Source organism: Acinetobacter pengchengensis (assembly GCF_982235305.1).
On sequence record NZ_CEVATJ010000001.1, the window covers coordinates 1,295,760 to 1,314,468 of the forward strand.

At 40.9% G+C, this 18,709-nt stretch carries 17 protein-coding genes; 12 read left to right on the forward strand and 5 right to left on the reverse strand.

What is annotated here, in order from left to right:
* Positions 1-95 precede the first annotated feature (95 nt).
* A complete protein-coding gene (gene brnQ, locus AC0T5Z_RS06330; RefSeq protein WP_435336915.1) occupies positions 96-1,388 on the reverse strand; it encodes a branched-chain amino acid transport system II carrier protein in 1,293 nt (430 codons plus the stop codon).
* A 353-nt stretch (positions 1,389-1,741) separates the two neighbouring features.
* Between brnQ and map the strand changes: the two genes are divergently transcribed.
* Complete coding sequence (gene map / locus AC0T5Z_RS06335; RefSeq protein WP_435336914.1) at positions 1,742-2,536, forward strand: type I methionyl aminopeptidase; 795 nt, start codon at positions 1,742-1,744, stop codon at positions 2,534-2,536.
* Positions 2,537-2,759: 223 nt separating this feature from the next.
* Here map and AC0T5Z_RS06340 read toward each other — a convergent pair whose 3' ends face one another.
* Together AC0T5Z_RS06340 and AC0T5Z_RS06345 are read right to left on the reverse strand one after the other, a co-directional pair.
* Positions 2,760-3,659 carry a LysR substrate-binding domain-containing protein gene (locus AC0T5Z_RS06340; protein WP_435336913.1) on the reverse strand — a complete coding sequence of 300 codons (900 nt, stop codon included), beginning with the start codon at positions 3,657-3,659 and terminating at the stop codon, positions 2,760-2,762.
* Positions 3,660-3,715: 56 nt separating this feature from the next.
* Positions 3,716-4,162 (reverse strand): HD domain-containing protein, encoded by a 447-nt coding sequence (locus AC0T5Z_RS06345; protein WP_291334114.1) that lies wholly within the window; start codon positions 4,160-4,162, stop codon positions 3,716-3,718.
* 119 nt (positions 4,163-4,281) lie between these two features.
* On the opposite strand from AC0T5Z_RS06345, the gene AC0T5Z_RS06350 reads away from it, so the two are divergent.
* Complete coding sequence (locus tag AC0T5Z_RS06350; RefSeq protein ID WP_291334116.1) at positions 4,282-4,611, forward strand: hypothetical protein; 330 nt, start codon at positions 4,282-4,284, stop codon at positions 4,609-4,611.
* A 110-nt stretch (positions 4,612-4,721) separates the two neighbouring features.
* Here the strand turns inward: AC0T5Z_RS06350 and glnG are convergent, their stop codons facing one another.
* Both glnG and glnL read right to left on the reverse strand, forming a co-directional pair.
* Entirely contained in the window at positions 4,722-6,200 is a 1,479-nt protein-coding gene (gene glnG, locus AC0T5Z_RS06355; protein ID WP_291334118.1) for a nitrogen regulation protein NR(I), read from the reverse strand.
* Complete coding sequence (glnL, locus tag AC0T5Z_RS06360; RefSeq protein ID WP_435336912.1) at positions 6,187-7,296, reverse strand: nitrogen regulation protein NR(II); 1,110 nt, start codon at positions 7,294-7,296, stop codon at positions 6,187-6,189. The genes glnG and glnL overlap by 14 nt, the downstream gene beginning before the upstream one ends.
* A gap of 351 nt (positions 7,297-7,647) precedes the next feature.
* Between glnL and rimO the strand changes: the two genes are divergently transcribed.
* The 10 genes from rimO to lpxD all read left to right on the forward strand — a co-directional run bounded on the left by rimO (position 7,648) and on the right by lpxD (position 18,708).
* Positions 7,648-8,991 (forward strand): 30S ribosomal protein S12 methylthiotransferase RimO, encoded by a 1,344-nt coding sequence (gene rimO / locus AC0T5Z_RS06365; RefSeq protein WP_435336911.1) that lies wholly within the window; start codon positions 7,648-7,650, stop codon positions 8,989-8,991.
* Between the two features lie 84 nt (positions 8,992-9,075).
* Positions 9,076-9,804, forward strand: a complete 729-nt coding sequence (gene pyrH / locus AC0T5Z_RS06370; RefSeq protein WP_019836498.1) for a UMP kinase — start codon at positions 9,076-9,078, stop codon at positions 9,802-9,804.
* 88 nt (positions 9,805-9,892) lie between these two features.
* Complete coding sequence (gene frr / locus AC0T5Z_RS06375) at positions 9,893-10,447, forward strand: ribosome recycling factor (protein ID WP_004976711.1); 555 nt, start codon at positions 9,893-9,895, stop codon at positions 10,445-10,447.
* A gap of 3 nt (positions 10,448-10,450) precedes the next feature.
* The gene (gene uppS / locus AC0T5Z_RS06380) at positions 10,451-11,203 is read left to right on the forward strand and encodes a polyprenyl diphosphate synthase (RefSeq protein ID WP_291334128.1); all 753 of its coding nucleotides are present in this window, start codon (positions 10,451-10,453) and stop codon (positions 11,201-11,203) included.
* 3 nt (positions 11,204-11,206) lie between these two features.
* Positions 11,207-12,031, forward strand: a complete 825-nt coding sequence (locus AC0T5Z_RS06385) for a phosphatidate cytidylyltransferase (protein WP_435336910.1) — start codon at positions 11,207-11,209, stop codon at positions 12,029-12,031.
* The gene (gene ispC, locus AC0T5Z_RS06390; protein ID WP_435336909.1) at positions 12,032-13,228 is read left to right on the forward strand and encodes a 1-deoxy-D-xylulose-5-phosphate reductoisomerase; all 1,197 of its coding nucleotides are present in this window, start codon (positions 12,032-12,034) and stop codon (positions 13,226-13,228) included.
* 3 nt (positions 13,229-13,231) lie between these two features.
* The gene (gene rseP / locus AC0T5Z_RS06395) at positions 13,232-14,587 is read left to right on the forward strand and encodes an RIP metalloprotease RseP (RefSeq protein WP_435336908.1); all 1,356 of its coding nucleotides are present in this window, start codon (positions 13,232-13,234) and stop codon (positions 14,585-14,587) included.
* 42 nt (positions 14,588-14,629) lie between these two features.
* Positions 14,630-17,092 carry an outer membrane protein assembly factor BamA gene (bamA, locus tag AC0T5Z_RS06400; protein ID WP_435336907.1) on the forward strand — a complete coding sequence of 821 codons (2,463 nt, stop codon included), beginning with the start codon at positions 14,630-14,632 and terminating at the stop codon, positions 17,090-17,092.
* A 41-nt stretch (positions 17,093-17,133) separates the two neighbouring features.
* Positions 17,134-17,634 (forward strand): OmpH/Skp family outer membrane protein, encoded by a 501-nt coding sequence (locus tag AC0T5Z_RS06405; RefSeq protein WP_435336906.1) that lies wholly within the window; start codon positions 17,134-17,136, stop codon positions 17,632-17,634.
* Positions 17,635-17,637: 3 nt separating this feature from the next.
* Positions 17,638-18,708, forward strand: coding sequence for a UDP-3-O-(3-hydroxymyristoyl)glucosamine N-acyltransferase (lpxD, locus tag AC0T5Z_RS06410; protein WP_435336905.1), 1,071 nt, complete (start codon positions 17,638-17,640; stop codon positions 18,706-18,708).
* Position 18,709 lies beyond the last annotated feature (1 nt).

Below are 18,709 nucleotides of genomic sequence, written 5' to 3' on the forward strand. Positions count from 1 at the left end.
TAAACTCGTATTTGGATAAAACACGACTTTAATACAAAGCAGTTTGAAAATAGAGCGTGACTTGAAACCATAGCCTAGCTCGAAGTCCGTACTGGCTATTTTTTCATTCGATCACGTATTGCAGCGAATACAAAAATCAGCAATGCAGGAATCAACCAAGCGAGGTTTTGTTCGCTCAGAGGTAAATTGGTCAGTGAGGTCGGCAAGAATCTAGCTAAGTCAGCAGCCTTCATTGCGTCAATGATGCCAAAGAACAATGCAACTGCCGCAGTAGGTGCAATCACACGAGTTGGAATACGGAACAATCCCCAGAAAAAGCTGAGTAAAATGACGACAATTGCAGGTGGATAAATCGCACTTAAAATGGGCACTGAGACTGCAATCAGCTTGGTAAGTCCAAGATTTGAAATGCCAAATGCAAAGCCTACTAAAATAAATACCCAACGGCGGTAGTGAATTTTAGTTATTTGTTCAAAATATCCTGCACATGCGCATGTTAGTCCAATCGCAGTAACCAAGCAGGCAATAAAGATCATGGCAGCTAAAAATACCGAGCCAAATCCGCCAAAGGCATGTTGTACATAGGCGTGTAAAATTATCGCACCATTACTGGCATTGGCGGCAACATCGTGACTGCCCATCCCCAGTTTAAACAGACTCAGATAAACTAAGGTTAAACCAATCCCTGAAATTAAACTTGCCCATACTGCATAGCGGGTGATGAGTTTTTTGTCAGTCACCCCACGTGAACGAATCGCATTAATGATAACAATCCCAAATACCAATGCACCTAAAGTATCCATGGTGAGATAACCATTAATAAACCCTTCAGATACAGGACTGTTTACATAATTGTGAATGGCGGGAGAAATTGTACCTGTTGGAATAATAAAGGCAGTGATCCCTAAAATTAGTAATGACAAAATTTTAAGCGGGGAAAGTACATAGCCCACTGTGTCTAAAATTTTGTGTGGATACAGTGAAACCAACATCACCAAGGTAAAATAGATGGCGCTATAAATGAATAAGGTACTCGCGGAATCGCCAAAATAGGCCGAAAAACCAATTTCATAAGATACTGTTGCTGTACGTGGCGTGGCGAAAAGCGGGCCGACTGCTAAATAACAGACGACTGTTAAAATTAAGCTCGCGATTTTGCCCAAAGGCGAACTTAAAATTTGTATAGAACCTTCAACACGTGACAAAGCCATAATGGTAATGACGGGTAAGCCAACAGCGGTAATGAGGAAACCGAGCGCAGCAAGCCAGACGTGTTCGCCCGCTTGTTGTGCCACGATAGGCGGGAAGATAATATTACCAGCACCTATAAATAGTGCGAAGGTCATAAAACCCAAGGCAATAATATCCCGTGTGCGTAAATTCGTCATGGGAGAAAAAAATAAGGTGTAAACGAAAGAAAGCGATTTTAGTAGATCGAGCTATAATTTTCTAATTTATTTTATGGGTTGTATTAATATTTTTTATGATATGTGTTTGTATGCTGTTTTAATCCTCAATATAAAAAATTAGATAAATTACTGTTTGTCATATGTATATTTAAAAAATGCTGATCGCACATAATATGGTCGCTGATCTCGTGTGAGTTTTTAATTGGTATTTTAAATGGTTAGTTCTTAAACAAAACTGAAGTTTGCATGACGATGTATACTTGTTCGCCAGCTTGAGCTGATTTTACAAGCTGAAAGGGCTATAATCCTAGACTTCAGGTTAGGAGTTCATCATGCGCGCCCTCAGAGTCAGCATTAAATCAGAGCAAGATATTGAGAAATTACGCATTTCGGGGCGTTTGGCGGCTCAGGTGTTACAGATGATTGGCGAGTATGTCAAACCTGGTGTTACGACAGAATATTTAGATGATTTGTGTCATGATTATATTGTAAATACTCTAAAAGTAGTTCCTGCCAATGTGGGCTATCACGGTTATACCAAAACCACCTGTATTTCACCGAATGAAGTAGTCTGTCATGGTATACCATCACCCAAAACTATCTTAAAAGATGGCGACATCATTAATATTGATGTGGCGGTGATTAAAGATGGTTTTTATGGCGATACTAGTCGTATGTACTTTGTTGGACACGTGAAACCAGAAGCCAAAAAACTGGTGGATACCACTTATGAGGCGATGCGCGCAGGCATTCATGCGGTTAAACCAGGTGCGACTTTGGGTGATATCGGCTATGCCATTCAAAGTGTGGCGCATCGTGAAGGATATAGCATTGTGCGTGAATATTGCGGACATGGTATTGGAAGGATTTATCACGAACAACCAAGTGTGCTGCATTATGGTCAGCCTGGACAAGGTTTGGTGCTTAAAAAAGGTATGGTATTTACCATTGAGCCGATGGTGAATGCGGGCAAAGCACAAGTGAAAGAACTGAAAGACGGCTGGACGGTGGTAACTACTGATCAGTCACTTTCTGCACAATGGGAACACATGGTTGCCGTGACTGATACAGGTTTCGAAGTGTTATCACCGTGGCCAGAAGGTACGGGGAGTTATCCTGAAATTTGATGCGCGAATGCTTTCAAGTTAAGAGTGATAGATAAGACATCTTAGACTTTAGTTTTAAACTCCTTGTTAAAAAATAAACAATTGCTATAATTGAAGTCAAAGATACTTGCTGTAGTTTCTTTGTTTTAACTTTCTTATTTTAGATTGTAGTTTTCAAAGCTTATCTGTCTTAGATAAGCTTTTTTTTGCTGTTGTGTATCTGAAATCCAATAGATGCTTTGTACTAACGAATGGTCAGTTTTTCGACCAAATAGTCGATAAATACACGTAAAGCAGGTAATAAACCCCGGCGTGAAGGATAGACGACGTGGAAAACGCCGTGTGGCGCATGCCAGTCGGATAAAACACGAACTAATTCACCCGATGCAACATAATCTTCGACGATAGTGTCAGGTAATAACACAATGCCACAATTTTGTCGTGCCAATTGTGCCAACATCATTAAATCTGAACCCATAACGGTAGGGTTGACCTTAATTTTTTTTGGTTGCTGTTGTTGATTGTGTACGACCATGAATTGCTCTAAATGCTCATCTGACATGCTTAAAATTTTATGCTGACTTAAATCTTCAGGTTTTTTCAAATCGCCAAATTCGTTTAAATAAGCCTGACTGGCAAATAAATGTTGTTCGATTTTACTGAATTTGCGAATTACCAAACTTGGATCGTCATCTAAATTTGAGCGGACACGCAGGGCAATATCGATCCCTTCGTTGACGATGTCGACACGACGGTTGCTGACAATTAGCTGTACTTTAATTTCAGGGTAGGCTTTCAAAAATTCAGGCAAAATTTTGGCAATTTCATTTTGCGCTATTGAAACAGGTAGGCTGACTTTAATCACACCACGTGGTTGAATGCTTAGGTGGTCGACCAAATTGTGTGCGGCTTGGGCAGCATTCATCATCACTTGCGCATGACGATACACATTCATACCAATTTCTGTGACTGCAAAATGACGTGAACTGCGTTGAATTAAGCGTACGCCTAAGCGTTCTTCTAGGTTGTGTACGCGTCGGCTAAGTTTGGATTTTGGAATATCGGTGGCACGTTCTGCTGCACTAAAACCACCGTGTTCGACCACTTGGGCAAAACAATAAAAATCATCCAAATCTGTAAGCATGACTAAATTCCATTTGTGCAACAATGCTTAAATTAAAGTGTTATCGTTGCATGTTGTCAATCTTTAATCATCCTTTCTTGCTGTGCTTTTTGCAGAATATCTAAAACTTGTCGGTATTCTTCTAAACGGGCTAAATCACGTGCTATAGGATTAGGAATCCGCGCTAAATTCATGTTGTCTTGCACATCTGCAATTTTTACGGCGCAGGCAAGCCGGTTTTGTGCAGTACGCATTGCCGCTTGGGCACGAGTTTCATGTGGCAGTTTGGTGAGCGCCTGAATTGCTTGAATAATATGTGTTTGAAACCCTAAGTTTTGCAGGTCTTGTGTTGTGGTGTGGGTATCTTCAAGAATGTCGTGCAGGACGGCGACAATTTGCTGATCGGTCTGTTGTAATTGCAACATTACACGTAAGGGGTGCAAAATATAAGGCTGACCGCCTTTGTCTACTTGTCCTGCATGTTGCTGTACTGCAAGTGTAATTGCATTTTCTAGAGTTGCCATAAGGATAATTAAAAAATTTTTATGATTATAAGCCGTGCTTAGCGCAAAATATAGAAATTGCTTGTTATGATGCAAAACAGATTTCTTGTTTATCTATTTACTATTGGTGATGCTGCTCTATGCCATATCAACTTATTGAACTGAATACGCCTGCGACTGAAAATTTACTTTGCCCGCATTGCCAACATGCTGTAATTGATTGGGCAGAAGAACAATATATTCAGCCTTGTGAGCATACTTTGTTTGTGGCAATGGATTTGGGTTTTGAATATGCCTCAGATGTGTTTGAGCAAAGTATGCTACGCAGTGTGGATGAAATTCATGCACATGATGATCAATTAGATATGTGGCAAGAACTAACTTCAAGTCGCTATCCGCAATATTTGATTTTTAAAACTGATTTAGGTGTGCAAGGTTTATCACGCTATGTCGGATTTACTGTTGCCTAATTAAACTTCATTTGAGAGTTTAAGATATAAAGAATAGGGAAATTCCACAGTTGAATTTCCCTATATTGTGATGATGAATTGTTAACAAACTTTAGATATTTGATTCGCGCTTAGCTCTCAATATCTTCTTCTATTTCATCGTCAGCACTGTCCATTCCTAACTCTTTGAGTTTTCGCGTCAAAGTATTACGTCCCCAACCCAATAGCTCGGCGGCATGACGTTTACGTCCACGGGTTTGTTGTAGTGCGGCATTAATCAAGGTGCGTTCAAACATTGGAATGGCGATATCTAGAAGTTTCATTTCGCCATTTTTCAGCTTTTGTACTGCCCATTGCCCAAGTAATTCATCCCAATGCTGCATAGATACCCGATCTGCCACATGAAGCGCAGAATGTTCAGCTAACTTTTCAATTGGAATTTGCTTGAGTTCTGTTGGTAAATCTTCAGGATAGACTTCACGTCCTGTAATCATCACTGTAAGCCAGCGACAGGTGTTTTCCAGCTGGCGCACGTTACCTTGCCACGGTAATTGCTGCATATATTCAACTGTTTCAGGACGTAATATTTTTGGACTTACACCTAACTCTTTGCCTGCACGTGCCAAAAAGTGTTGTGCTAACATTGGAATATCTTCACTGCGATGTGCCAGTTTAGGGATATGAATCCGAATGACGTTTAGACGATGATATAAGTCTTCACGAAAGCGCCCATCTTGAACCAGTTTTTCCAAATCCTGATGCGTTGCTGCGACAATTCGTACATCCACTTTGACAGGAATATGCCCACCGACCCGATAAAATTCACCATCTGCCAATACGCGCAATAAACGGGTTTGGGTTTCAAAAGGCATATCGCCAATTTCATCTAAGAATAGGGTGCCACCGTTGGCTTGTTCAAAGCGCCCCTGACGTTGTGTATTGGCACCTGTAAATGCACCTTTTTCATGTCCAAAAAGTTCGGTTTCAATCAAATCTTTCGGAATGGCGGCCATATTTAGTGCAATAAAGGGTTTGCTGCTACGTGGTGAGTGGCGATGCAGTGCATGCGCTACCAACTCTTTGCCAGTCCCTGATTCGCCATTAATGAGCACAGTAATGTGTGACTGAGATAAACGACCAATCGCACGAAACACTTCCTGCATAGCAGGTGATTCACCAATAATTTCTGTAGATTGAATGTGCTGTACTGTCGATTTTGCAGATTCTTGCTGTTGTAATTTGGTGATATGCAAAATTGCACGATTGACTAAAGCGAGTGCTTCATCAATATCAAAAGGCTTAGGTAAGTATTCAAATGCACCTGTTTGATAACTAGATACTGCCGATTCTAAATCGGAGTGTGCTGTCATAATAATTACAGGTAAGTCAGGATAACTGGTTTTGACTTTGCCAAGAAAAGTTAAACCATCAATTCCAGGCATGCGAATGTCGGTCAAAATTACATCAGGTGCATCTTGGTTTAACTCATCTAGCGCAGACTGTGCTTCTTCAAAACTGGTGACTTCAAAACCTTCTTCTCTAAAAGTTTTTTCCAGTACCCAGCGCATTGCACGGTCATCATCAATCACCCAAATTTTATTTCGCGACATGACTCGCCTCCCAAGGTAAATATAAGCTAAATATTGTTTTTCCTGGAATGGATTGGCATTCAATCATTCCGTTATGTTGATGCATAATATTTTGTGCGATGCTCAAACCAAGTCCTGTACCGTTTGCGCGTCCAGTCACCAATGGATAAAACACGGACTCTAAAATGTCTTCAGGTACGCCTGGGCCGTTATCTTCAATATCAACACGTACGGTAGAACGATTCAGCACACCATTAATGGTAACCAAGCGTTGAATACGAGTTCTTAAAATCAATTCAGGTCGATGCTCGGTAAAGAAATCGGGATGTTCGGTCATGGCTTGTACTGCATTGGCGCAAATATTCAGCATGACTTGAATCAATTGATCGCGGTCTGCCATAACTTCGGGTAAAGAAAGGTCATAATCGCGGATAATATTTATTTTGCTTTTCGTTTGATTGACAATCAGGCTGCGTACCCGTTCCAAAGGCTCGTGAATATTGACCAGTTCATAGCTTGGTAGTTGGCGTGAACCGAGCATGGTATCGGCCAAATTTCTTAGACGATCTACTTCGCTAATAATAATGTCGGTAAATTCATCATATTTTGGGTCATTTAAACTTCGCGCTAACAGTTGTGTCGCGCCACGAATTCCTGCAAGCGGGTTTTTAATTTCATGTGCTACACCACGAACTAGCTGACGTGCAACCTGATGCTGTTGAATAAAGTTTTCTTCTTTAGAAATTTTGAGCATCCGATCAATCGGATTTAATTCAATCAGCAAAAGTGGATGATAAGGCTTGCCTGCGTTTAACTGTGATGCAGTGTAATCGACATGAATATCTTTAAAATTGACATTAATGGTTGCTTCACGGCGGGTATAAGGCTGACCTGTGTTGATGGTATTGAGAAACGCCTCTTGAGTATTGAACTCATCATCAGGCGTGTGCAGCAAATTTAAAACAGGTAGCCCCGAAGCCCGAATTAAGCTGATATCAAATAAAGCTTCACAAGATGAGTTTAAATAAAAAATATTCAGGTCACGATCAACCAGTAAAATTGCAGTGCTGAGGTTATCTACCAAAAGACGGTAGTCAATGCGCTCGGTCTGATCCATTCCTGAATGCTTCCTGTAAGAAATATTGTGCAAGGGCATTGTCATGTGTTCAGCCATGTTCCGAATTTGGATCGAATTGAGGCGAATTAAGCAAAATGCACGCCAACTTTTCGTTTTTAGTGCATTCATCACCGAAGAATCGGCAAAATGCGCAGGAACAGGACTGAATTTTCAAGATATAACGGATAATTGAAACACTGTAAATAAAAAGTGCATTAAAATAGTGCAATATTTAAATCATTGAGCCTGAATGGTTGTATTTTGGTGCATTATGCAAAGAGTCGGCTATTTCTCTATTTTTATGCAAAGAAAAGTCATACAATACGCGCATTCTAGTGGAGTGCAGATTCTATGAAATCCCCCAAAGTCGGTTTTGTTTCTTTAGGTTGTCCTAAGGCATTGGTAGATTCCGAACGAATTTTAACTCAGTTAAAAACTGAAGGTTATGATGTCGCGTCTGATTATGAAGGTGCAGACTTAGTTGTTGTCAATACATGTGGTTTTATTGAATCTGCAGTACAAGAGTCCTTAGACGCAATTGGCGAAGCCATGAATGCGAACGGTCGTGTCATTGTGACAGGTTGTTTGGGTAAAGATGAAGATAAAATTCGTCAAATGCATCCGAATGTATTAAAAGTTACTGGTGCAGCGGCTTATCAGGACGTGATGGAAGCAGTGCATCAATATGTTCCTGAGCCCCCAAAGCATAATCCATTTATTGATTTGGTACCTGAGCAAGGCATTCGTTTGACGCCTAAACATTATGCCTATCTTAAAATTTCAGAAGGCTGTAACCATCGCTGTACTTTCTGCATTATTCCAAGTATGCGTGGCGATTTGGTTTCGCGTCCCGTGGGTTCGGTATTAGAAGAAGCTGCGGCACTGAAACGTGCAGGTGTAAAAGAAGTACTGGTAATTTCTCAAGACACTTCTGCTTACGGTGTAGATACCAAATACAAATTGGACTTTTGGAACGGTCAACCTGTTAAAACCAAATTTTACGATATGTGTGAAGCTTTAGGTCAATTGGGTATTTGGGTGCGCTTGCACTATGTCTATCCATATCCACATGTGGATGCTGTAATTGATTTAATGGCGCAAGGCAAAATTCTGCCTTATTTGGATATTCCATTCCAACACGCTAGCCCGAAAGTATTAAAGTTGATGAAGCGACCTGCGCACAGCGAAAACACCTTAGAGCGTTTAAAACTCTGGCGTGAAAAATGCCCTGAGTTGGTGATTCGTTCAACCTTTGTGGTGGGCTTCCCTGGCGAAACAGAAGAAGATTTCCAAATTTTGCTTGATTGGCTAAAAGAAGCGCAATTAGACCGTGTTGGTTGCTTTACTTATTCACCTGTTGAAGGTGCGGCAGCAAACGACTTGCCTGATCATGTGCCAGAAGAAATTAAGCAAGAACGCTATGAGCGTTTTATGCAGGTTCAACAAGAAATATCGGCATCCAAACTGCAAAAACGTATTGGTCAAACTATGACCGTGTTGGTGGATGATTTGGAAGACGAATTTCCAGTCGCAGTGGCACGCTCTTATGCAGACGCGCCAGAAATTGATGGCAACGTCTTTGTAGAAGATGTTGACAAGAGCGTGATTAAAGCAGGTGATTTACTTGAGGTTGAAATCACCGATGCCGATGAATACGACTTATTTGCCAAGCTGATTCAGCTCAAATCTGCATAATGCTTTGCAGATTAGGCTTGCAAGCTATAAGCCATATAGATTGTAAAAAATTAAAGTTTAGAATTTAGAATTGGAGTAATAACAATGTTAGATTCAAAAAAGCCACGTTATGCACGTATCTTGTTGAAACTATCGGGTGAAGCGCTTGCTGGTAATAAAGACATGGGGATTGATGCGCAAGTGCTCGATCAAATGTCTTTGGCAATTGCACACTTGGTTGGTTTAGGTGTGGAAGTTGGTATTGTTGTCGGTGGTGGTAACTTATACCGCGGCAGCCAATTACAAAAAGATGGTTTAGTCGGCCGTGTAACAGGCGACCAAATGGGGATGTTGGCAACGGTGATGAATGGTTTAGCCATGCGTGATGCTTTGGTGCGCCGTAACATCAAAACCCGTTTAATGTCGGCATTGCCTATTGGTACAGTGGTTGAGTCTTATTCAAGCCGTGATGCGATTCGTCACCTGACGCAAGGTGAAGTGTGCGTGTTTGTCGCTGGTACAGGCAATCCATTCTTTACTACAGATACAGCAGCATGTTTACGTGGTATCGAAATTGAAGCCAACCTAATCTTAAAAGCGACCAAAGTAGATGGCGTATATAATAAAGATCCAAGTAAATACGAAGATGCGGTGAAATATGACACGCTTACATTTGACCAAGTTTTAGATGAGAAATTAGGTGTGATGGATTTAACTGCAATCTGCTTATGCCGCGACCACAATGTGCCGCTACAAGTATTTGATATGAATAAAGCAGGTGCGTTGCTTTCTGTGGTTATGGGTGAAAAAGAAGGGACTCACGTTACGAACTAATGTACGTGAGCCTGAAAGCTCTTTATACTACAGACTAATTTAACCCTATATTTTGACTCAAATTTTAGAATACAGTAAGGAAGATCTTATGATTAACGATCTTAAAAAAGACAGCGAAGAACGTATGAGCAAGACTTTAGAGTCTTTAGAACATGGTTTTGCCAAAGTGCGTACAGGTCGTGCACATCCATCTATTTTAAATGGTGTGATGGTTTCTTACTACGGTTCCGATGTGCCATTAAACCAAGTTGCTAACATTGGTGTAGAAGATTCACGTACCTTATTGGTTCAGCCATTTGAGCGTTCAATGGTGTCTGCAATTGATAAAGCCATTCGTGAGTCAGATTTGGGTTTAAACCCAATTACAGCAGATGCAATTCGTGTACCGCTTGCTGCATTGACGGAAGAAACTCGTCGTGACATGCAAAAAGTGGCGCGTTCTGAGGCTGAAAATGCCAAAGTCGCGATTCGTAACATTCGTCGTGATGTATTGGGCGACATTAAAGCATTATTGAAAGAAAAAGAAATTTCTGAAGATGATGAACGTCGCGCAGCAGATGACATCCAAAAAATCACAGATAAATACGTTGCAGAAGTAGATAAGCGTCTTGCTGCAAAAGAAGCTGAGTTGATGAAGGTCTAATCAATGACCACATCTGAAGACTGTTTGTCTTTGCCAAAACATGTTGCCATCATTATGGATGGCAACAATCGTTTTGCAAAAAAAAATCAAATGCAAAAAGGGGAAGGACATCGCTCTGGCAAAGATGTGCTTGACCCGATTGTTGAACACTGTAGAAAAAAACATATTCAAGCTTTAACCGTTTTTGCTTTTTCGAGTGAAAACTGGAACCGTCCACAGTTTGAAGTGGATTTACTCATGCAATTGCTGGAAACCACAATTCATGAGCAACTTCCACGCATGGAAAAATTCAATATTGCCTTACGTTTTATTGGTGACCGTTCACGTTTGTCACCGCATTTGCGCGAGTTAATGTTGCATGCTGAACAAAGGACTGCTAATTTCAATTGCATGACACTCACAATTGCCATTAGTTATGGTGGTATGTGGGATATGGCACAAGCTGCGAAACAAATTGCAGCAGATGTTGTGGCAAATAAAATCGAAATTGAACAGATAGATACACATTTGTTTGGTCAATATGTCAGTCTGGCAGACTTACCACCTGTAGATCTTCTGATTCGTACAGGCGGCGATTTTAGATTGTCTAACTTTTTACTTTGGCAAGCTGCGTATGCTGAATTGTATTTTACCCAAACCTTGTGGCCTGAATTTAGTATAGAAGAATTTGACGATGCACTAGCAGTATTTGGTGGTCGTGAACGCCGTTTTGGTAAAACTTCTGAGCAAATTCAACAAGAGAAAATTGAGAATTAATACATGTTAGAGCGGATTATTACCGCATTAGTATTGGTTGCTGTAGTATTGAGTTGCATGTTTGCAACTCAGTCTCATTATCCAATGTTTATGCTGATGATTGTTGCAGCAGGGGTTGCGGGCTATGAGTGGTTTAAACTCATGCCAAGAAAAACTAAATACGTCCTTAAGCCTGTGGCTTGGGGTTTTGGTGTATTGACTGCCGCTTTGGCAGCAACGGCGCTTTATTTTCGTGATATTGCCTTATTACTTTGGGCAGCCTCTATTTTGACATGGTTACTCAGCATTTATTGGGTCAAGTCTTATCCAGAATACGATGCATGGTATAACCCAAACTTAAGCTTTATTGGTTTTATTTTAATTTCTGCTGCGGTAACTGCAATTTTTTCCGTATGGAACAGTTCACCGTGGTGGTTAATGTACCTGTTCTTGTTGGTTTGGGGTGCAGACTCGGGGGCTTATTTTGTTGGGCGCAAACTAGGCAAGAAAAAACTTGCACCAAATGTCAGTCCAAACAAGTCAGTAGAAGGCTTATATGGCGGTGTGTTTACAGCCATGCTGATTGTGATTGTTGTAGAAGTGGTGTATTTGGACCTAACTTTGGCACAACATATTTTATTTTTGATTCTTTCGTTAATTACGGTATTTAGCTCAGTATTGGGTGATTTATTTGAATCCATGATCAAGCGCCGTGCAGGTATTAAAGACTCTGGGCGAGTCTTGCCAGGTCATGGCGGTGTGCTCGATCGGATTGATTCTTTGCTTGCAGCAGCTCCAATTTTTGCTGCGGGTATGTATGTTTTAAAACTTATTGGCGTAGATTTATAAATGTCACAAGCTGTTTGTATCTTGGGTGTGACAGGTTCAATTGGACAAAGCACCCTAAAAGTACTGCAACAACATCCTGAGCAGTATTCAGTTTTTGCCGTGACGGCACATAGCCGAATTCAAGAACTGGTTCAAATATGCAAACAGTATCATCCAAAAATTGTGGTTGTACCTGCGGTAAAAGTTGATGAATTGCAGCAATTACTTGCACAGCAACACATTTCAGGGATTGAAATTTTAAGCGATGAAGCGGGTCTAATCGCAGTTGCCGAACATCCTGAAGTGGATGTGGTGATGGCAGCTATTGTTGGTGCTGCAGGCTTATTGCCTACACTGGCTGCGGTTAAAGCGGGTAAGCGTGTGTTATTGGCCAATAAAGAAGCCTTGGTGATGTCGGGTGACATCATGATGCAGGCGGCACGTGAACATGGTGCTTTGATATTGCCTGTAGATTCTGAACATAACGCGATTTTTCAATGTTTGCCTGAACATTATTTACAAACCGAAAGAAATGGACAGCCTCGGTTAGGCGTATCACAAATTTTACTGACTGCTTCTGGCGGTCCATTTTTAAACCACAGCCTAGAAGAGTTACAACACGTTACTCCTGCACAAGCCTGCAAACATCCAAATTGGTCTATGGGACAAAAAATATCGGTAGATTCTGCGACCTTAATGAATAAAGGTTTGGAATTAATCGAAGCGTGTCATCTTTTTGCAATTTCAGAACACTTTGTTACAGTTGTGGTTCATCCACAGAGTATTATTCATTCCATGGTTCAATATGTGGATGGTTCAACTTTGGCGCAAATGGGTAATCCTGATATGTGTACGCCAATTGCGCATGCTTTGGCATGGCCGCAGCGTATCCAAACGCATGTTCCGCCTTTAGATTTGTTTGTCAATCATCAGCTTGATTTTCAAGCACCCGATACCACCCTTTTTCCTGCGTTAAGTTTGGCACGTCAAGCCATGCAAGAAGGTGGTTTGGCAGCTACTATATTAAATGCAGCAAACGAAATTGCAGTTGCAGCATTCTTGCAGCAAAAAATTCGTTTCACCGATATTGCGACAGTGGTTGAGCACACCTTGAACCAAATACAAAATTCCGCTGCAGAAAGTATTGAACTGATTTTGCAGGCAGACCAAAATGCCCGTACTGTTGCACAGCATTTTGTATTGAATAAAGGAAGCTAAAGCATGAGTGCCTTATTTATTGTGGTTGCAGCGATTCTTTTGCTAGGACCTTTAATTGCAATTCATGAGTTTGGGCACTACTTTGTTGCACGTAAATTAGGTGTCAAAGTTTTGGTGTATTCCATAGGCTTTGGACCAACCATTTTAAAATGGACGTCAAAAAAATCGGGGATTCAATATCAGCTTTCGGCACTGCCTTTGGGTGGCTATGTCAAAATGCTGGATGAACGCGAAGGAAATGTTGCAGAAGAAGACTTACCTTATGCCTTTAATCGTCAGCCTCCGTGGAAACGTATTGCGATTGTGGCAGCAGGGCCGTTAATTAACCTGATTTTTGCCATTTTGTTGTTCTGGATATTATTTCTACCCGCTCAAGAACAGTTGAATACCCGAGTGGGTAAGGTGCTGGCAGATACACCTGCGGCGGCAGCGCAAATGCAAGTAGGTGATAAGATTACCGCCATTGACGGTACCCCTGTGACAACATGGGAAAAGCTGAACTTTGCCTTGGTGGATCGTGTAGGTGAAACAGACAAAATTCAGGTACAGGCTGAACGTGCAGGTGAAATCAAAACATTTAGCTTACCCATTCAAAATTTCTTAAATGATCAATCTCAATCGCCTTTAGATGTCTTGGGTTTTACACCGTATCGTCCACAAATTCCTGCAATTGTCAGCAAGTTAAGTGAAGATGGTGCGGCCATTCGTCAAGGCATGCAAGTAGGTGATCAAATTATCGCGATTGATGGCGTAAAAATGAATGACTGGTACGATGTGGTACAAGTGGTTCAGGCATCGCCAGAAAAATTACTGAAAGTAGATGTACTGCGTAATAATCAAGTGGTGCAACTGCAAGTAATGCCACAAGGTAAACGCGATAACATGGGTAATGTTTCGGGTGTATTGGGTGTGCAAAGTGATCCTGGAAAAATTGTCATTCCAGAAGATTATAAGCAAACCATTCAATATAGCCCGAGTGAAGCTTTATTTATGGCGGTAGATAAAACAGGTCAGCTGTCTAGCATGATTTTGAACTCTATTGTCAAAATGGTACGTGGTTTAATTGGTTTAGATAACTTATCTGGCCCAATTACGATTGCTAAAGTTGCAGGACAAAGTGCAGAAATGGGGTGGCAAACTTTTATTTCCTTTATGGCACTTATGAGCGTAAGCTTAGGAATTCTAAATTTATTGCCAATTCCAATGTTGGATGGCGGGCATTTAGTTTATTATTTTATCGAGCTGATTCGTGGAAAACCTGTTTCTGAACAAATACAATTAGTTGGTTTAAAAATTGGTATGGTACTGCTTGGAAGTATGATGTTCCTCGCATTATTTAATGACATTATGCGTTTGTAACAACGTAGATACGAAATAAATTTAACACTGGAAAAGACTGGCATGCAGCACACACATTTATTTATGCCCTTGGCACTGGTTAGTGCAATGGCGGCAACACAACAAGTATATGCAGCAGATGAATTTATAGCACGAGATATAAAAATAGATGGTCTTGTTCGTTTAACGCCAGCCAATGTCTATGGAATGATTCCAATCAGTAGTGGTGATCGTGTCAATGAAGCAGTGTTGGCCAATGCGATTCGCTCACTCTATGCTACAGGTTTGTTTGATGACATTCAGGCCAGTCGCGAAGCGGACACTTTAGTGTTTAGAGTGGTTGAGCGCCCAATCATTTCTAAGGTTGAATTTAAAGGCAACAAACTTATTCCAAAAGAAGCATTGGAAGATGGTTTAAAGAAAATGGGGGTTGCTGAAGGTGAAGTGCTGAAAAAGTCTGCACTACAAACTTTAGAATCTGAGCTTGAACAGCAGTATATGCAGCAAGGTCGTTATGATGCAGATGTACGCGTCATTACCACAGCACGTCCAAATAACCGTGTAGATTTAACCGTAGAATTTGTTGAAGGCAAAGCCGCCAAAGTGGTAGATATCAACATCATTGGCAATACGGTATTTAAAGAAAGCGACATTAAGCAAGCGTTTGCAGTTAAAGAAAGTAGCTGGAGTTCGATTGTTACCCGTAATGACCGCTATGCACGCGAAAAAATGGCAGCAAGCTTGGAAGCATTACGTGCGTTATATCTGAATAAAGGTTATATCAACTTCAATATCACTAACTCTAGCTTGAATTTGAGCGAAGATAAAAAGCATATTTTTGTTGAAGTTTCTGTGGATGAGGGCGAGCAATTCAAGTTTGGCGAAAGCAAGTTCTTGGGCGATGCTTTATACAAACCTGAAGAACTTACAGCACTGCAAATTTATAAAGATGGTGAAACCTATTCACAAGAAAAAGTGAATGCGGTGAAACAATTGTTGCTGCGTAAATATGGCAATGCAGGCTATTACTATGCCGAAGTAAATATTGTGCCGCAAATTGACAAAGAAACGAAACTAGTCGATTTAAACTACTACATTAACCCAGGTCAGCAAGTTACAGTGCGTCGTATTAACTTCGCTGGTAACAGTAAAACTGCCGATGAAGTGCTCCGTCGTGAAATGCGTCAAATGGAAGGCGCATTGGCAAGTAATGAAAAAATCGACTTATCTAAAGTCCGTTTAGAACGTACAGGTTTCTTTAAAACGGTTGATGTTAAGCCTGTGCGTATTCCCAACGTGCCCGACCAAATTGACTTAAATGTTAATGTAGAAGAACAGCACTCAGGTACCAGTACTTTGGCCGTAGGTTTCTCGCAAAGTGGTGGTGTGACGTTCCAAGCGGGTTTAAGCCAAACCAACTTCTTGGGTACAGGTAACGCAGTTTCGATTGATTTATCACGTTCTGAAACACAAGACTATTATAACTTGAGTGTGACCGATCCTTACTTCACAATTGATGGTGTGCGTCGTGGTTACAACATGTACTACCGTAAAACCAAACTAGATGATGACTATAACGTTAATAACTATGTGACAGACAGTTTTGGTGGTGGCATTAACTTCGGTTACCCAATTGATGAAAACCAAAGCATTAGTGCAGGTTTAAACATTGACCAGACTGAAGTAACCACAGGTCCTTACGTTTCGACTTATGTTCGAGATTATTTATTGGCGAATGACGGTAAAACAACTAAAAGTGAGCCGTATTGTTTAGATGCTAATTTACCAGTAGGTGCGACTTGTTCAAATTGGTCTGATCCTAAAGGTATTGAGTTTAAAGGTGATTTCTTAACCTATAACTTGAACTTAGGTTGGTCGTATAACACCTTGAACCGTCCGATTTTCCCAACCAATGGTATGTCGCATCGTGTGAATGCTGAAATTGCCTTACCAGGTAGCGATGTAGAATTCCAAAAAGTGACTTATGATGCACAGGCTTATTTCCCTTTAGGCCATGATTTTGTCTTGCGTGGCTACGGTAAGTTGGGTTTTGGTAATGATTTGCCGTTCTATAAAAACTTCTATGCAGGTGGCTACGGTTCGGTACGTGGTTATGATAACAGCACGCTTGGTCCAAAGTACGATGGTGTATATTTTAATGATCGCGGACAAAAAGATCCATCTCCAGAAGAAGTAGGCGGTAATGCATTGGTGCAATTTGGTACAGAATTAGCTTTACCTGTACCGTTTAAAGGAGATTGGACACGCCAAGTCCGTCCAGTAATTTTTGCAGAAGGTGCACAAGTTTTTGATACCCAGTGTGATGTTCAGGCTACTTCAGAAGGACGTCAATATTGTAAAGACAATTACGGCTTCGACTTCGGTGAAATGCGTTATAGCGTGGGTCTAGGCTTTACCTGGATTACCATGATTGGTCCATTGTCACTCAGCTATGCGTATCCGTTGAATGATAAAGATGGCGATGACACTAAAAATATCCAATTCGAAATTGGTCGTACTTTCTAAGTACGACCCGTGTTGGATCGTTTAAACACAGGATGTAGCATATGAAAAAAACAATATTGAGTTTGGCATTGTTTGGTTTATCTACACTGGCTACAGTGACACATGCTGCAGGCTATGGTGTGGTAAGTTTAGAGCGTGTTGTAGAAAATAGCAGTTATCTCAAACAGCAAAATCTGGCTTTGCAGCAGTCGGTCAAACCACAAACCACTAAGCTTGAGCAACTGACAAAAGAATTAGAAACCATGCAGCAACGCGCGCAGCAGGCTACGAATTTATCAGACGCTGAAAAGCAAAAAATGAATACCCAATTCCAAGCTAAGCTAAAAGAATTTAATGGTTTGCAGCAAGTTGTTCAAACCCGTGTTCAGGCAGAGTTGCAGAAAATTAACGATGGTTTTGAAACACGTTTAAAGCAAGTTGCTGAGCAATTGCGTAAAGAAAATGGTTTAGATGTGGTTTTGAATAAAAACTCAGCACTTGCCTATGACCCGAAGCATGATTTAACTGATAAAATGATTCAAAAGGTTAACGCAATTAAATAATCAATGAGTTCTCAATATTATCGCTTAGAAGACATTGCTGCTCTAGTTCAAGGTCAATACATTGGACAGGCCGATTTACGTTTGCGAGGTTTGGCAAGCCTTGAGTGTGCTCAAGCAGACCAACTTACATTCGTAAATGGCGATAAGTATTTAGCACAAGCACGTAACTCCCAAGCGGGGGCTTTTATTGTGACCGCTCAACTGCAAGCTGAGTTAGACAACCATCATAACTTTATTGTGGTGGATAACCCGTATTTGGCTTTTGCAATACTGACTCATGTGTTTGAGCGCAAACATACTCAACGTGGCATTGAAAGCACTGCACAAATTCATCCATCTGCCATGATTGCCGATAGTGCCTATATTGGTCACTATGTGGTGATTGGTGAAAACTGTGTGGTGGGTGATAATACGATTGTGCAATCGCATTGTAAAATTGATGACTTTGTCGAAATTGGTCAACAGTGTTTTATTGATTCACACGTGACATTAACAGGGGAAGCCAAACTTGGGGATCGCGTGCGTATACATGCCAATACTGTAATTGGTAGTGAAGGCTTTGGCTTTGCACCTTATCAAGGCAAATGGCACCGTATTGCGCAATTGGGTTCGGTGATTATTGGTAATGATGTTCGTATTGGCTCGAATTGCAGCGTAGATCGTGGTGCACTAAATGATACCATTTTGGAAGATGGTGTCATTATTGATAACCTTGTGCAAATCGCGCATAACGTCAAATTAGGGGCTCATACGGCCATAGCCGCAAAAACAGCCGTGGCTGGAAGTGTGACAATTGGCAAAAACTGTATCATTGGTGGTGGAAGTGCAATTTCAGGGCACTTAAATATTACCGATAATGTGACTTTGACAGGAATGTCAATGGTCACAAATAATATTTCTGAATCAGGAAAATATTCGTCTGGTATTGGCTTGTTTGAAAATCAAAAGTGGAAACGTACTGTTGTGCGGCTAAGACAATTAGCAGATGTGCCATTGACCCAATTGGTGAAAAGACTTGATGATATGCAATCTCAAATTGAGTCCCTTGAATCAACTTTTAAATTGCGTAAATAAT

Excerpts from the sequence above, each read along its gene's own strand:
- glnG (WP_291334118.1), bottom strand. The coding sequence starts at position 6,200 with ATGTCGCGAAATAAAATTTGGGTGATTGATGATGACCGTGCAATGCGC.
- rimO (WP_435336911.1), top strand. The coding sequence starts at position 7,648 with ATGAAATCCCCCAAAGTCGGTTTTGTTTCTTTAGGTTGTCCTAAGGCA.
- frr (WP_004976711.1), top strand. The coding sequence starts at position 9,893 with ATGATTAACGATCTTAAAAAAGACAGCGAAGAACGTATGAGCAAGACT.
- lpxD (WP_435336905.1), top strand. The coding sequence starts at position 17,638 with ATGAGTTCTCAATATTATCGCTTAGAAGACATTGCTGCTCTAGTTCAA.
- AC0T5Z_RS06350 (WP_291334116.1), top strand. The coding sequence starts at position 4,282 with ATGCCATATCAACTTATTGAACTGAATACGCCTGCGACTGAAAATTTA.
- rseP (WP_435336908.1), top strand. The coding sequence starts at position 13,232 with ATGAGTGCCTTATTTATTGTGGTTGCAGCGATTCTTTTGCTAGGACCT.
- ispC (WP_435336909.1), top strand. The coding sequence starts at position 12,032 with ATGTCACAAGCTGTTTGTATCTTGGGTGTGACAGGTTCAATTGGACAA.
- AC0T5Z_RS06405 (WP_435336906.1), top strand. The coding sequence starts at position 17,134 with ATGAAAAAAACAATATTGAGTTTGGCATTGTTTGGTTTATCTACACTG.
- glnL (WP_435336912.1), bottom strand. The coding sequence starts at position 7,296 with ATGGATCAGACCGAGCGCATTGACTACCGTCTTTTGGTAGATAACCTC.
- AC0T5Z_RS06345 (WP_291334114.1), bottom strand. The coding sequence starts at position 4,162 with ATGGCAACTCTAGAAAATGCAATTACACTTGCAGTACAGCAACATGCA.
- AC0T5Z_RS06340 (WP_435336913.1), bottom strand. The coding sequence starts at position 3,659 with ATGCTTACAGATTTGGATGATTTTTATTGTTTTGCCCAAGTGGTCGAA.
- pyrH (WP_019836498.1), top strand. The coding sequence starts at position 9,076 with ATGTTAGATTCAAAAAAGCCACGTTATGCACGTATCTTGTTGAAACTA.
- uppS (WP_291334128.1), top strand. The coding sequence starts at position 10,451 with ATGACCACATCTGAAGACTGTTTGTCTTTGCCAAAACATGTTGCCATC.
- bamA (WP_435336907.1), top strand. The coding sequence starts at position 14,630 with ATGCAGCACACACATTTATTTATGCCCTTGGCACTGGTTAGTGCAATG.
- brnQ (WP_435336915.1), bottom strand. The coding sequence starts at position 1,388 with ATGACGAATTTACGCACACGGGATATTATTGCCTTGGGTTTTATGACC.
- map (WP_435336914.1), top strand. The coding sequence starts at position 1,742 with ATGCGCGCCCTCAGAGTCAGCATTAAATCAGAGCAAGATATTGAGAAA.
- AC0T5Z_RS06385 (WP_435336910.1), top strand. The coding sequence starts at position 11,207 with ATGTTAGAGCGGATTATTACCGCATTAGTATTGGTTGCTGTAGTATTG.